Raw genomic sequence first — 13822 nt, forward strand, 5'->3', positions numbered from 1 at the left:
TGGCCGTCGACCCGGCATCGCGCAAACGAAAATGCCGCGCTAGGGGCGCTCGGCGCTCGCCACCAGCGCATCGCCGCCAAGAACGCGATACAGCGTGACGCCGTTGCTGGCGGCGACCAGCCGGACGTTCACCTGCGCCCGCTGCGCGGCATAAAGCGAGCGCTGGGCATCGAGGCTCGACAGGAACGGATCGATGCCGCCGCGATAGCGCGCCTCGGTCAGGCGGAAGGTGTCGGCCGCCGCCGCCGCCTGGGCATCGACCGCCGCCTGTTGCGCCGCCAGCGTGCCGCGCCGCGCCAGCGCATCGGCGACGTCGCGAAAACCGGTCTGGATGGCGCGTTCATAGCTGGCGACGGCGGCGTCGCGCTGCGCCTCGCTCAACTGTACCTGCGCCCGGCCGGCACCGGCGCGGAAGATCGAATAGTTGAGCGATGGGGTCACCGACCAGGTGAACGAGTCGCCGCTGAACAGCGAGCCGAGCGCCGTGCTGGCGAAGCCGAGGACGCTGGTCAGCGAGATCGTCGGGAACAGCGCGGCGCGGGCGGCGCCGATTTCCGCATTGGCAGCGCGCAGTTCATATTCGGCCTGCACGATATCGGGCCGCCGCAGCAGGATCGTCGAATCGAGCCCGGCCGGCGCCGGCGCCACCGTCGGGCCGGCGGCGGCGATCGTATCGACAAGCAGCGACGCATCGATATCGGCGCCGACGAGCAACCGCAGCGCATTGATGTCCTGGGCGATTGCCGTCGTCTGCAGCGCCACATCGGCCTCGGCCTGGCCCAGGATCTGCTGTGACTGGGCAAGATCGGTCCGCGGTGCGATGCCGCCCGTCAGCCGCGCCCTGGTCAGCTCAACGCTGCGCCGCGCGCTGGCGACGGTGTTCTGCGCCACCTGCAGCAGGCTGCGATCGGCGGCGTAGGCCAGCCAGGCATCGGCGATGTCGCCCACCAGCGTCAGCCGGGTCGCCCGCGCCGCCGCCTCGCTGGCGAAATAGCGGTTGAGGTCGGCCTCCGACAGGGATCGCAGCCGGCCGAACAGGTCGATTTCGAAACCGCTGATGCCGACATCGGCCGAAAAGGTGCCGCCGGGCCGGGCAAAGCCGCCGCCGGTGCCGGTGCCGCTGCCCGATGTCTGCGATCGGGTGTAGCTGCCGCCGCCGGCGACGGTGGGGAAAATCTGGGCGCGCTGGATACGGTACTGGGCCCGCGCCGCGGCGATGTTCGCGGCGGCGATGCGGATGTCGCGATTGTTGGCCAGCGCCGTTTCGATCAGCCGCTGCAGCCGGGCGTCGCGGAACACGTCGCGATAGCTGACGCTGGGCAGCGCCGCCTCCGATTGCCGCAGATAGGCGTCGCCGACCGGCCAGGACATCGGCACCGGCGGCGCCGGCCGCACATATTTCGGCGCCATCGAGCAGCCGGTGGTGGCCAGCAGCCCGAGCATCAGGAGTCCGCGCCGCATCATGCCGCGACCGGGGCGGGCGGCCGGCGCCGGAACGCATCGCGCGCCGTCCGCCGCACGATGACGAAGAACAGCGGGATGTAGAAGACGGCAAGGATCGTCGCCGTCAGCATGCCGCCGATGACTGCAGTGCCGATGGCGATGCGGCTGTTGGCACCGGCGCCGGTCGACAGCGCCAGCGGCAGCACGCCGAAGATGAAGGCGAGGCTGGTCATCAGGATCGGCCGCAACCGCAGCCGCGATGCCTCCAGCGCGGCCTCGATGACGCGCTTGCCCTGTTTTTCGGCGCGCTCGGCGAATTCGATGACGAGGATGGCGTTCTTCGCCGCCAGGCCCATCGTCGTCAGCAGGCCGATCTGCAGATACACGTCGTTCTCCAGCCCGCGCAGCGTCACCGCGAACACCGCGCCGACGAGGCCGAGCGGGATGACGAGCAGGACGGCGATCGGGATCGTCCAGCTTTCATAGAGTGCCGCGAGGCACAGGAAGACGACCAGCAGCGACAGGCCATAGAGCAGCGGCGCCTGCCCCGACGACAGACGCTCCTGGAACGACAGCCCGGCCCAGGCGACGCTGACGCCGGGGATTTCGCGCGCCAGCGCCTCGATACGGTCCATGGCGTCGCCCGAGCTGACGCCCGGCGCGGCCTGGCCCTGGAATTCGAACGCCGGGATGCCCTGGAACCGCGACAGGGTCGTCGGTGCCTGCGACCAGCCGGTGCGGGCAAAGGCGCTGAACGGTGCCATCTGGCCGTTGTTGCCGCGGACGAACCATTGCGACAGGTTCGACGGATCGGCACGGAACGGCGCATCGCCCTGGACGAAGACGCGCTTGACGCGGCCGCGGTCGACGAAATCATTGACGTAGCGGCCGCCCCAGGCCGTCGACAGGGTGCTGTTGACGTCGCCCTGGGTGAGGCCGAGCGCCGACAGCTTCTGCTGGTCGATATCGACCTGCAGCGTGGCGATGTCGGGCAGTTCGCTCAGCCGGACGGCGGTCAGCATCGGGTCGGCGTTGGCGGCGGCGAGCAGACGGTCGCGGACGGCGGCGAACTGCTCGCGACTCATGCCGCTGCTGTTCTGCAGCTCCATGGTGAAGCCGTTGGATTGGCCGAGGCCGCGGATGGCCGAAGGCACCAGCGCGAACACCTGCGCGTCGCGAAAGCCCGAAAAGGCCGCCGAGGCGCGGGCGACGATCGCGTCGGCGCCATTCTCGCTGCCCTCGCGCTGGTCCCACGGCGCGAAGTTCAGGAATCCCTGCCCGGTATTCTGGCCGCTGGCACCGCCGCCGCCGCCGCCGGCGACGGTCAGGATGACGCTGGTATTGGCCTTTTCGCGGGTCAGGAAATAATTTTCGACCGCCAGCTGGACCGCGATCGTCCGGCCCTGGGTGGCACCGGCGGGCAGGCGGAACTGCAACTGGGCCGCCCCCTGGTCCTCGGTCGGCAGAAAACTGGTAGGCAGGCGGATGAACAGCAGCACGAGCAAAGCGACGACCACGGCATAGATGACGAGGAACAGCCATTTGCGGTTGATGATGCGTTCCACGGCCCCGACATAACGATCGGTGGCGGCGCTGAAACGGCGATTGAAGCCGTCGCCGGCGCGATCGAGCGCGCCCGAAACGCGCGGGAAATTGCGATGCGCCCAGCCTTCATAGGGCTCCCCGGGCTTGTGCTGCTTCAGCAGCGTCGCGGTCAGCGCCGGGCTGAGAATCAGCGCCACGAGCGCCGACAGCACCATCGCCGAGACGATGGTGATCGAAAACTGCCGGTAGATAACGCCGGTGGAGCCGCCGAAGAACGCCATCGGCAGGAACACGGCGGACAGCACGATGGCGATGGCGACCAGCGCGACCTGGATCTCGTCCATCGACTGGATGGTCGCCTCGCGCGGCGTCATCTCGGGATTTTCCTCCATCAGCCGCTGGACGTTCTCGACGACGACGATGGCGTCGTCGACCAACAGCCCGATGGCGAGGACGAGGCCGAACAGGGTCAGCGTGTTGATCGAGAAGCCGGCGAGATAGAAGATGGCGAAGGTGCCGAGCAGCACGACGGGCACTGCGATGGTCGGAATGAGCGTGGCGCGCCAGTTTTGCAGGAACACGAACATGACGATGATGACGAGGATGATGGCCTCGATCAGCGTCTTGACGACCTCGTCGACCGACAGCTTGATGAAGGCGGTGGTGTCGTTGGCATAGGCGAACTTCAATCCCGCCGGGAACGACGGCGCCGCAGCCTCGACCAGCGCCTTGACGAGCTCGGCGGTTTTCAGCGCGTCGGCGCCCGGCGACAGCGAGATCGACAGGCCGGCGCCGGGATGGCCGTTGACGCGGCTGCTCGACGAATAATTCTCGGCGCCGAGCTCGACGCGGGCGACATCCTGCAAGCGGACGACGGCGCCGCTGGGTTCGGTCTTCAGGATGATGGCGCGGAATTGCTCGGGGGTCTGCAGCCGCGCCTGGGCGGTGACGGTGGCGTTGAGCATCTGTTCGGCCGGCTGCGGCTGGCCGCCGATCTCGCCGGCGGCGACTTCGGTGTTCTGGTTCTGGATGGCGGTGATCACGTCGCCGGGCATCAGCGCGAAACTCGCCAGCCGATCGGGGTTGAGCCAGATCCGCATGGCATAGGGGGAGCCGAAGACGTTGACTTCGCCGACGCCTTCGACGCGCGCCAGATTGTCCTGCAGGTTCGTCGTCAGGAAGTCGGAAATGTCGCTGCGATCGAGGCGATCGGTTTCGTCGTAGATGCTGACGATCATCAGGAAATCGGGGTTCGACTTGGTGACGCGCAGGCCCTGCTGCTGGACCGGCTGCGGCAGTCGGGACAGCGCCTGCTGGACCTGGTTCTGCACCTGGACCTGGGCGATGTCGGGGTCGGTGCCCTTGGCGAACGTCGCCGAGATCGACACCGATCCGCGCGACGACGACGACGAGCTGAAATACAGCAGCCCGTCGATGCCGGTCAGCTGCTGCTCGATGACCTGGGTGACGCTGTTCTGGATGGTTTCGGCCGAGGCGCCGGGATAGGTGGCGCGAATATTGACCTGCGGCGGCGCCACATCGGGATATTGCGCAATCGGCAGCGACAGGATCGCACCGACCCCGCAGAGCATGACGATGATGGCGAGCACCCAGGCAAAGATCGGGCGATCGATGAAGATGCGCGACATCAGCCGGTGCCGCCGCGGGTCGCGCCGGCGCTGCCGCCGCCGCTGGGGGCAGTCGCGCCGCCCGTGCTGCCGGTCGGCGTGCCGGCGTCGCCACGCGGATTGGTCGCGGCATCCTTGCGCGGCGCCTCCAGCCGTTGCGGGGCGTTTGCCGGCACCGGGCGCACGACGGCGCCCGGCTTCACATTGGCGGTGCCCTGGACGATGACGCGGTCACCCGGCTTCAGCCCGGAAGTGACCACCCAGTCGGACCCTTGCGTCCGCTCCGCCTTCACCGCACGCTCCACGGCCTTGTTGTCGGCGCCGACAATGAACACCGTCGCCTCGCCCTTGGCATCGCGGGACAGCCCCGCCTGCGGCACCAGGAAGGCATTGGTGTCGATGCCCTGCGCAAATCGGGCGCGCACGAACATGCCGGGCAACAGCACGCCCTGCGGATTGGGGAAGCGCGCGCGCAGCGTTACCGTGCCGGTGGCGGCGTTGACCACGACTTCCGAAAACTGGACGGTGCCGGTCAGGCCATAGTCGCTGCCGTCCTCGAGCACGAGGCGGACCCGCGCCGACGTCGGCACGGTGCCGCCACTGGCGAGCGCACGCCGCAGCGCCAGCAGGTCGGCGCTGGCCTGCTGCATGTCGACGAAGATCGGATCGAGCCGCTGGATGACCGCCAGCGGATCGGCCTGGTTGGTGGTGACCAGCGCGCCGACGGTGAACAGCGATCGACCGATGCGGCCGGTGATCGGCGCCGGCACCGTGGTGAAGCCCAGGTTGATGCGGGCGGTTTCCAGCGCGGCGCGGTTCTGGGCAACGGCCGCCTCCGCCTCGCGCGCCGTCGCCTGGGCGTTGGTCAGGTCCTGCGCGCTGACCGCCTCGATGGCGGCGAGCGGCTTCAGCCGGCCGGCGCTGATCCGCGCCGCCTCGGCGGTGGCCTCTGCCGACTGGAGATTGGCGCGCGCCTGGGCAGCGGTGGCGGCATAAAGCCGGGGATCGATCCGGTACAATGTCTGGCCGCGACGCACGAGCGAGCCTTCGGTGAACAGCCGCTCGCGGATCAGCCCGGCAACCTGCGGGCGCACTTCGGACACTTCGAACGCCGTGACGCGCGCGGCCAGCTCGACAACCGACGGCACGCTGGCGCGCGCCATGACGACATAGCCGACCTGCGGCGGCCCCTTGGGCCCGCGTGACGGTTTTTCAGCGCGCTCGCCGCAGCCGGCCACGGCAGCGAATGACAACAGGGTCGCGATGGCGATGCACCGTCGCCATTGATTCGGGTACAATCTCAAAACTCGCTCTCGGTCGGCGGTGAACGGGGCCGAACACGGCAAACCCCGGAATACGCGTGCTGGTTCCGTTACGATAACGAAATGCCGCAGGCGGGCAGTCCGTCACCGATCGCGATAGCAGTACGCGCGAAAGCTACCAATCCCCCGCCGGCATTTCCATCGCGGTCACCGGCGCGCGCATCGCCCCGCAGATCGCCCAGGCCAGCGCCGCGTCCACGTCGATCCTGATCATCCGGTTGTCGGCGCGCCGGTACAGCGCCAGCTGATAATTGCCGTCCGCCTGCGCGAGCAGCCCGACTTCGGCCGATGCGGTTTCGATCACCATGTCTGCAACCCCCCGGTTGTCCGCGGCAGCCCCGCGCGCCGCATGCGCAACGTGCGGAAATCCCGGCGACTTTGCCAGACTTGCCCGGCGGCGATGCGACGAGCCGTTGGTGCTTCGTCGCAAATTCGCAGCCATGGCGTGATCGCGGGACATGGACATTCCGGCGCCGGGCCCGATGATGCCGGAATGAACAGCATCGACCACAGCGCATTCCGCCCCGTCGCCATCATCGCCGCCCTGGTGGCGCTCGCCGCGGCCGCCCCGCCGCCGGCCCAGACCGAAGGCGACGCCTATACCCGCTACGAACTGCTGGCGCCCGGATCCGGCAAGTTCCGCATCCTCTACGAGGTCACTGCGACGACGCCCGGCGCGCGCCATTATTTCAACCCGATCCGCAAGGGCAGCATCGCCACCGACGAGCGCGTCACCGATCGCGCCACCGGGCGGCCGCTGCGCTTCGATGTCGTCGACGGCGCCGTCGCGCGCAGCGGCGGCCTGGCCGGCGCCGAGCCCGACGGCCAGTATATTCGCGTCACCCTCGCCCGCCCGGTCCCGGCGGACGGGGAAGCGCGCGTCCTCATCGACAAGACCTATGCCGACCCCAAAAGCTATCGCAGCGACGGCGACACCATCACCTTCGACCGCTCGCTCGGCATCAAGCGCAACGCCATCGTGCTGCCGCCCGGCTATCGGCCCATCGCCGTCAACTATCCCTCGCAGGTGCTGCAGGAGGCCGATGGCCGCATCAAGCTGAGCTTCTGGAACACCAGCCCGGCCGCGGCGCCGCTGGTCGTCACGGCACGGCGCATGGCGGCAACGGCGGCGGTCCCGCCCGACCTTGCCGAACGCCTGCAGGAACGCGCCGCCCAGACCCGGGAGATCGTCTATTACCTTCGCGATCCCGACACCCACAGCTTCGACCTGACCCACGACTATACCGAGACCCAGGCCGGCATCGGCACCTATACCAACATCGTGCGCACCGGCAGCCGCGTGTCCAACCCGTCGGCGCGCGACCTCGACACCGGCGAAAGCCTGAAGACCGAGATGCTGAAGGGCGCCGGCATCGCCCAGGCCGGCGGCAACGCCCCCGGCGCCACCGCCGAGACCGAGGCGGTGCTGTTCCATTTCAAGCCGCCGGCCGCCGGCGAATCGCGCCGCCTGCGCATTTCTGAAACCTATACCGATCCCCAGCGCTACCGCCGCGTCGGCGATACGCTGGTCTGGGACCGCAGTTTCGGTCGCCCCGTCAATGCCGTCATACTCCCCGCCGGCTGGGCGCTGACCAACAGCTCGGTACCGGTGACGATCAGCCGGCTGGCCGATGGCCGCATGCGGCTCGATACCGTCAACCCGCGCACCGACGAGCTGGCGATGCTGGTCAGCGCCCGCCGGGAATAGCCGCTATCGGCTCCAGCACTGGTTGTAGCCGCTGGCAAAGGCCTGTTCGTTGCGCCCGTCATAGCTGTTGTAATGGCTGGTATAGTCGCGCGCCCCGCCGTTGCGACCGTCACCGCGGCCGGCGGCGCAGCCCTTCTCGTGATAGCGGGCGTAATCATTGTCGCCGTTCGACTTGTTCTTCGACGCCGCCGACGCAATGGCGATCGCCCCGACGATGGCGCCGATGGCCAGCGCCGTCTTGGCGCCGTCGTTGTTCGATCGCGGCTGCTGTCCGTAGTTATAGCCATTGCTCTGGTGATAATTGTAGCCGCCATAGCCGCCGCTGGAAAAATCGGCGCGGCAGCCGCCGCTCACCCAGACGCCGTTACGGTCGTAGCCCCAGGTTTCGCCCTGGTAGCAGCCGCTGCTGCTCAGCTGGGTGGACAGGGTGACGCCGCCGCGGGTGTTGATCGGGCAATAACGCTCGCGGCCGTTGTCGGATTCGCAGCGCACGGTCTCGGCCAGTGCCGGGCCGGCCGCGCCAAGCGCGAGGGCCGCCGCGACGACAAGGCTGACGGACTTGATGATCATCACGATGTCCCCTTTCAGAACAGCTTGCTGGGCCGCACGACGTTGCGCCATTCGGCCGGCGTCAGCGCGCCGTCCTTGCCGGCGTCGCCGTCGTCGAAATGCTTGCGCAGCCCGGCATTGAAGGTGCCGAGGTCGACATCGCCCGGCGGCGTCGGCCCCTTGGGCCCGGCCAGCGCCTGCAGCTCCGCGACTTGCAGGATGCCGTCGCCATTGGCATCGACCTTGCCGAACAGCCGCATGGCGCGGTTGCGATATTCCTCCCAAGTGACCAGCAGGTCGGCATCGCGATCGGCATAGGCAAAGGCGATCCGCGACGCCGCATCGCCGGCCGGCGCCAGCGCGCTCGCATCATCAGCCATCGGATCGACGGGCTTTGCCGCCTGTGCGGCAGCCGGCGCCGCCCCCGCCACCATCAGCGCCACGGCGCCCCACAGGAATTCGCGCATCTCGTCCCCCAACATCGGTCGTGCCGGCGGCCAGGGTGCAGCCGCAGCGCCAGAAAGTGTCGCGCCGAAACGATTTCGAGACAAGCGCAAATGCGAGATTCGGCATCCTGCCGCAGCCGGGTGCCGGCGCGGCCGCGATCGCGCGCCCGAACCAGCGCGTCACGACATTTGCGGTCGTCGCGAACCTCCAAAGATAAACGGTGTCGATATCGCATCGGGGGCGTATCGTTCTATCCGTCGCGCCGGCTGGATCGCTTGCCTGCAGCGTCGCAAAGCACCCGCAATCAGGAGCAGGGACATGAACCTCGGGTCTGCCAAAAGCATCGCCAGGACGATCGTGCTGTCGGCCAACCAGTACATCAATTTCCAGGCCTTCGAGAACGGACCGGTCAGGAAATATGTCTCGACCCACGATGACAAGCATCGTTCCCAGAGTCGCGCCACCGCGATTGCCCGCGAAGCGCCCAACAAGCCGGTCAGCTATTACCAGGAATTGAACCCCGAAAACCTGCAGCAATCGCGGGACCTGAGCCAGCAGAAAGAGGTCGATATGCTGCGCAAGGCGCTGGAGGAGAATTGGAAGGACAATGCCGCGTATCACGAAAGCTTCAATGTTCGAGACAATTGCGTGAACCCAGGTGACTTCAACCTGATCGTGTCCATGCCCGACCTGTTTTCCGGCAGCACGCTCAAGAACGGCGGCTCGACCGCCTGTAACCGGATGGTGATCACGATGGGCAAGGCCGGCAACAATGCCTGCATCCACACGCATTTCCCGATCTCCGAGGCTTCGTTCAACCTGACCTACAACCGACCGCTGGCGGCATAAGCCGGGACCCGCCGACCAATGCCGCGCAGCCGACGCGCCGGGCGAACCGTCCTGCGACGGTTCCCCGGCGTTTTCATCATGTTCTGGAATAGTGGTGCCCGGAAGAGGACTCGAACCTCCACGCCCTTGCGAGCGCCAGCACCTGAAGCTGGTGCGTCTACCAATTCCGCCATCCGGGCACGGGGTAGGAGCGGCGGGTTAGGGAGCGGCGGCAGGCTTGTCAATCACAACCGTCGATCGGTGATGCAAAAGCCGCCAAAGACAGGCCAAGGACAAGGTTGCGCCAACTCGCGCCGCGACAGCCGCGAAAAGCCGCGTTAAAGGCGGCAGCATGCCTCACACGCTCTCTCCGCTCGCAGCCGACAGCCTGGTGACCGTCATCGGCGGCTCGGGTTTCATCGGCCGCTATATCGTGCAGCGGCTCGCCGAAGCGGGCTATCGCGTCCGCGTCGTCGTCCGCCACCCCGATCGCGCATTGTTCCTGAAACCGCTCGGCGGCCTTGGCCAGATCCAGCTGGTGCGCGGCGATGTGACGTCCGATGCGGCGATGGCCGCGGCATTCAACGGCGCCCATGCCGGCATCAACCTCGTCGGCATCCTCGATGAAAAGGGCGGCCAGAAATTCGCCGCGGTGCAGGCCGAGGGGGCGGGTCGCGCCGCCCGCGCCGCCGCCGCCGCCGGCATCGGCCATTACATCCAGATGTCGGCGATCGGTGCCGATGCCACCAGCAGCGTGCCCTATGCCAGGACGAAGGCCGCCGGTGAGGCCGCGTTGCTCGCCGCCATCCCGACCGCGACGATCCTGCGGCCCAGCCTCGTCGTCGGGCCGGAAGACCAGTTCCTCAACCGTTTTGCAGCGATGGCGCGGCTGTCGCCGGTGCTGCCGGTGATCTGCGGCGATACCCGTTTTCAGCCGGTCTATGTCCTCGATGTCGCCGCCGCTGCCGTGGCGGCGCTGGCGACCCCGGCCGCCGCCGGCCGCACCTATGAGCTCGGCGGGCCGAAGTCGATGCGCTTTCGCGACATCCTGCGCATGATCAACACCGAAACCCGGCTCGATCGCCGGCTGGTGGAGGTGCCGCCGGGCATCGCTCGGCTGATGGGCCGCATGGGCGACATGCTGCCGCTGATGCCGATGACGTCGGACCAGCTCGCGATGCTCGGCAAGGACAATGTCGTCGCCGCCGGCGCCGCGGGTCTCGCCGATCTCGGCATCGCGCCGACACCGCTGGCGGCCTTTGCGCCCGCCATGCTGGAGCGCTACCGCCCGGGCGGCCGCTTCAACAAGGTACAGGCACCGGGTCTCGCCGGCCACTGATCCGGGCCGCAACGCCAGCACAGCCCGGCGCGCGCCGGACGGAGATCTCATGGACCATTCGCTGACCGACATCATCATCCTGGGGATCGTCGAGGGCCTCACCGAATTCCTGCCGGTGTCGTCGACCGGCCACCTGATCCTGGCCGGCGAGCTGCTCGGCTTTCGCGGCGACGACAATGCGACGTTCGAGATCGCCATCCAGTCGGGCGCCATCCTCGCCGTCGTCGTCGCCTATTTCCGGCGCTTCCTCGATGTCGGCATCGGACTGTTCGGCCGCGCGCCCGGGGCCTGGGCGTTCGTCCGCAACATCGTCCTCGGCTTTGTGCCCGCGGGCATCGCCGGCGTGCTGTTCATCAAGGCGTTCGAAGCGATGCTGCTCAGCCCGATGACGGTCGCCGTCGCGCTGATCGTCGGCGGCATCGCCATCCTGTGGATCGAGCGCACCGCCAAGGAACCGGTGATCGACAGCGTCGAGACCATGCCGGCGCGATCGGCGCTGCTCGTCGGCATCGGCCAGTGCCTCGCCATGGTGCCGGGCGTGTCGCGATCGGGCGCCACCATCATGGCGGCGATGCTGCTGAGGATCGACCGCAAGACCGCGGCGGAATTCAGTTTCTTCCTCGCCGTGCCGACCATCGCCGGCGCCACCGTGCTGCTGTTGTGGAAGAACCGCGACACGCTCGATACCAGCCAGCTGTCGGCGATCGGCATCGGCTTTGGCATCTCGTTCATCGTCGCGCTGGCGGTGGTGAAGGGCTTTGTCGCCATCGTCAGCCGCTTCGGCTTTGCGCCATTCGCCTGGTATCGTATCGTCGTCGGCTCGGCGGCGATGGTCTGGCTGCTGGCGCGATAGGTCCGGAACGGCCACAAAGTAACGCCGTGGCCGACGGAAAACACCGAACGACGGGTTTATAGGTAAGTAATGCTGTCCTTTCATGCGTTTTTCGCGTGACTCGCCCGGCACGAGCCGATAACGCCGGTGTCCGAAGGGAGCTGGCGACGATGGCCGAGACGCGGATGCTGAAGTTCACCGACCGGGCACAGGCGTATCCGCCTAAGCGCACCGCCGACGAACGCGCCCATGATTTCCTCGAGATCGCCCGGCCCTATATCGTCGCCAAGGCCGAGGAACAGGCCGCGCGCTGCTCGCAATGCGGCGTGCCCTTCTGTCAGGTCCATTGCCCGCTCCACAACAACATCCCCGACTGGCTGAAGCTGACTGCGGAGGGCCGGCTGGAGGAAGCCTATGAGCTGTCCGCCGCGACCAGCACCATGCCCGAGATCTGCGGCCGCATCTGCCCGCAGGACCGGCTGTGCGAGGGCAATTGCGTCATCGAAAAGGATTTCGGCAGCGTCACCATCGGCGCGGTCGAAAAATTCATCACCGACACCGCCTGGGAAAACGGCTGGGTCAAGCCGGTGCGCATCGTCGCCGACCGCTCGTCGCAATCGATCGGCATCATCGGCGCCGGCCCGGCCGGGCTGACCACCGCCGAATATCTACGCATCAAGGGCTATGAGGTCCATGTCTACGACCGCTACGATCGTGCCGGCGGCCTGCTGACCTATGGCATCCCCGGCTTCAAGCTGGAAAAGCCCGTCGTCATGCGCCGGGTCGAGCGGCTGCGCGACGCCGGCATTCACTTCCACCATGATTTCGAGGTCGGCCGCGACGCCACGCTCGCCGAACTCCGCGAGCGCCACGACGCCATCCTGGTCGCCACCGGGGTCTACAAGCCGCGCGCCGTCGACGTGCCCGGCGCCGACGCCGCCGGCACCGTGGAGGCGCTCGACTATCTGACCGCCTCCAATCGCTCGGGCTTCGGCGACGATCTGGCGCCCGGCCATGACGCCGCCGGCAAGCATGTTGTCGTCATCGGCGGCGGCGATACCGCCATGGATTGCGTCCGCACCGCCGTCCGCCAGGGTGCCGCCAGCGTCAAATGCCTTTATCGCCGCGACCGCGCCAACATGCCGGGGTCGCTGCGCGAGGTGAAGAACGCGGAAGAAGAAGGCGTCGAGTTCATCTGGCTCGCCGCCCCCGCCGCCATCGCCGGCACCAGCGTTTCCGCCACCCGCATGCGGCTCGGCCAGGCCGGACCCGACGGCCGCCGCGCGCCGGAGGCCGAGCCCGGCGGCGATTTCACCCTGCCCGCCGACCTGGTCATCAAGGCACTGGGCTTCGATGCCGAGGACCTGCCCGGCCTGTTCGGCGCGCCCGACCTGTCGGTGACCCGCTGGGGCACGCTGCGCTGCGACCACAAGACCATGATGACGTCGTTGCCCGGCGTGTTCGCCGCCGGTGACATCGTCCGCGGCGCCTCGCTCGTCGTCTGGGCGGTGCGCGATGGCCGCGACGTGGCGGTCCAGATGCACCAGTATCTGCGGGCGCAAATTGCCACCACGGCCGCTGCGGCCTGACCTGACCGGAGTTACCCCATGATCACCCTGTTGACCGCCCTTGTCGTCGCCGCCGGCACCCCTGCCGCCGCCCCCGCCGATCCGGCGCGCCTGGCCGCGGCGCGGACGCTCGTCCAGCAGCTGCAGATCGGGCCGCAGCTGCAAAAGATGCTGGCGCAGAATGTCCAGGTCATGCGCTCCGGCGTCGCCATGCGGGCGCTGCTGTCGCAGCAACCAGGCTTTGTCCCCGCCTATCAGGCCAACAAGGCCAAGTTCGATCCCATCCTGCAAAAGGCCGGCGGCATCCAGGCCGATATCGCCGACAATGTGATGCGCGACAATGCCTCCGCGGTCGTCGATGCCGCCGTCCGCAGCTATGCCGCCAACTACACGCTGGCCGAGCTGCAGGGCCTGTCGGCCTTCTACAAGACGCCGCTCGGCCAGAGCTTTTTCGCCAAGGACGGCCGCGTCCGCGCCGAGATCAACGAGTCCGGCAACAAGATCATGGGCGCCAAGCTGCAGACCGCGATGCAGGCCAATGCCAGCCGCATCTCCGCCGCGCTGGCACCACTGAAGACGATCGCCGGGCCAAAGCCCGCCGCGAAGAAGTAGC

The 13822-nt window shown here is 68.0% G+C and carries 12 protein-coding genes and 1 tRNA gene; 6 read left to right on the plus strand and 7 right to left on the minus strand.

Annotated features, from left to right (window positions below):
• Positions 1 to 39: 39 nt before the first annotated feature.
• From ACP7AI_RS16540 to ACP7AI_RS16555, 4 genes are all read right to left on the minus strand, one after another.
• The gene (locus ACP7AI_RS16540) at positions 40 to 1464 is read right to left on the minus strand and encodes an efflux transporter outer membrane subunit (protein WP_426169731.1); all 1425 of its coding nucleotides are present in this window, start codon (positions 1462 to 1464) and stop codon (positions 40 to 42) included.
• Positions 1461 to 4637, minus strand: a complete 3177-nt coding sequence (locus ACP7AI_RS16545) for an efflux RND transporter permease subunit (protein WP_426169733.1) — start codon at positions 4635 to 4637, stop codon at positions 1461 to 1463. Before ACP7AI_RS16545 ends, ACP7AI_RS16540 begins: the two co-directional genes overlap by 4 nt.
• The gene (locus tag ACP7AI_RS16550) at positions 4637 to 5869 is read right to left on the minus strand and encodes an efflux RND transporter periplasmic adaptor subunit (RefSeq protein WP_426169736.1); all 1233 of its coding nucleotides are present in this window, start codon (positions 5867 to 5869) and stop codon (positions 4637 to 4639) included. Before ACP7AI_RS16550 ends, ACP7AI_RS16545 begins: the two co-directional genes overlap by 1 nt.
• A gap of 184 nt (positions 5870 to 6053) precedes the next feature.
• Entirely contained in the window at positions 6054 to 6449 is a 396-nt protein-coding gene (locus ACP7AI_RS16555) for a hypothetical protein (RefSeq protein ID WP_426169738.1), read from the minus strand.
• Here ACP7AI_RS16555 and ACP7AI_RS16560 point away from each other — a divergent pair.
• The gene (locus tag ACP7AI_RS16560; protein WP_426169740.1) at positions 6432 to 7646 is read left to right on the plus strand and encodes a hypothetical protein; all 1215 of its coding nucleotides are present in this window, start codon (positions 6432 to 6434) and stop codon (positions 7644 to 7646) included. The genes ACP7AI_RS16555 and ACP7AI_RS16560 overlap by 18 nt on opposite strands.
• Before the next feature lie 3 nt (positions 7647 to 7649).
• Here ACP7AI_RS16560 and ACP7AI_RS16565 read toward each other — a convergent pair whose 3' ends face one another.
• Together ACP7AI_RS16565 and ACP7AI_RS16570 are read right to left on the minus strand one after the other, a co-directional pair.
• The gene (locus tag ACP7AI_RS16565) at positions 7650 to 8216 is read right to left on the minus strand and encodes a DUF3011 domain-containing protein (RefSeq protein WP_426169743.1); all 567 of its coding nucleotides are present in this window, start codon (positions 8214 to 8216) and stop codon (positions 7650 to 7652) included.
• 14 nt (positions 8217 to 8230) lie between these two features.
• The gene (locus tag ACP7AI_RS16570) at positions 8231 to 8662 is read right to left on the minus strand and encodes a hypothetical protein (protein ID WP_426169745.1); all 432 of its coding nucleotides are present in this window, start codon (positions 8660 to 8662) and stop codon (positions 8231 to 8233) included.
• Between the two features lie 298 nt (positions 8663 to 8960).
• Between ACP7AI_RS16570 and ACP7AI_RS16575 the strand changes: the two genes are divergently transcribed.
• Positions 8961 to 9491, plus strand: coding sequence for a hypothetical protein (locus tag ACP7AI_RS16575; RefSeq protein ID WP_426169748.1), 531 nt, complete (start codon positions 8961 to 8963; stop codon positions 9489 to 9491).
• 92 nt (positions 9492 to 9583) lie between these two features.
• Here the strand turns inward: ACP7AI_RS16575 and ACP7AI_RS16580 are convergent.
• Positions 9584 to 9670: transfer RNA gene (locus ACP7AI_RS16580), tRNA-Leu, on the minus strand.
• A 152-nt stretch (positions 9671 to 9822) separates the two neighbouring features.
• Here ACP7AI_RS16580 and ACP7AI_RS16585 point away from each other — a divergent pair.
• The 4 genes from ACP7AI_RS16585 to ACP7AI_RS16600 all read left to right on the plus strand — a co-directional run bounded on the left by ACP7AI_RS16585 (position 9823) and on the right by ACP7AI_RS16600 (position 13821).
• The gene (locus ACP7AI_RS16585; RefSeq protein ID WP_426169750.1) at positions 9823 to 10809 is read left to right on the plus strand and encodes a complex I NDUFA9 subunit family protein; all 987 of its coding nucleotides are present in this window, start codon (positions 9823 to 9825) and stop codon (positions 10807 to 10809) included.
• 49 nt (positions 10810 to 10858) lie between these two features.
• Positions 10859 to 11662 (plus strand): undecaprenyl-diphosphate phosphatase, encoded by an 804-nt coding sequence (locus tag ACP7AI_RS16590; protein WP_426169752.1) that lies wholly within the window; start codon positions 10859 to 10861, stop codon positions 11660 to 11662.
• 149 nt (positions 11663 to 11811) lie between these two features.
• Entirely contained in the window at positions 11812 to 13230 is a 1419-nt protein-coding gene (locus tag ACP7AI_RS16595) for an NAD(P)-dependent oxidoreductase (protein WP_426169754.1), read from the plus strand.
• An 18-nt stretch (positions 13231 to 13248) separates the two neighbouring features.
• Positions 13249 to 13821 (plus strand): DUF2059 domain-containing protein, encoded by a 573-nt coding sequence (locus ACP7AI_RS16600; RefSeq protein WP_426169756.1) that lies wholly within the window; start codon positions 13249 to 13251, stop codon positions 13819 to 13821.
• Position 13822 lies beyond the last annotated feature (1 nt).

It is taken from the genome of Sandarakinorhabdus sp. DWP1-3-1 (assembly GCF_049896705.1).
Lineage (GTDB): Bacteria > Pseudomonadota > Alphaproteobacteria > Sphingomonadales > Sphingomonadaceae > Sandarakinorhabdus.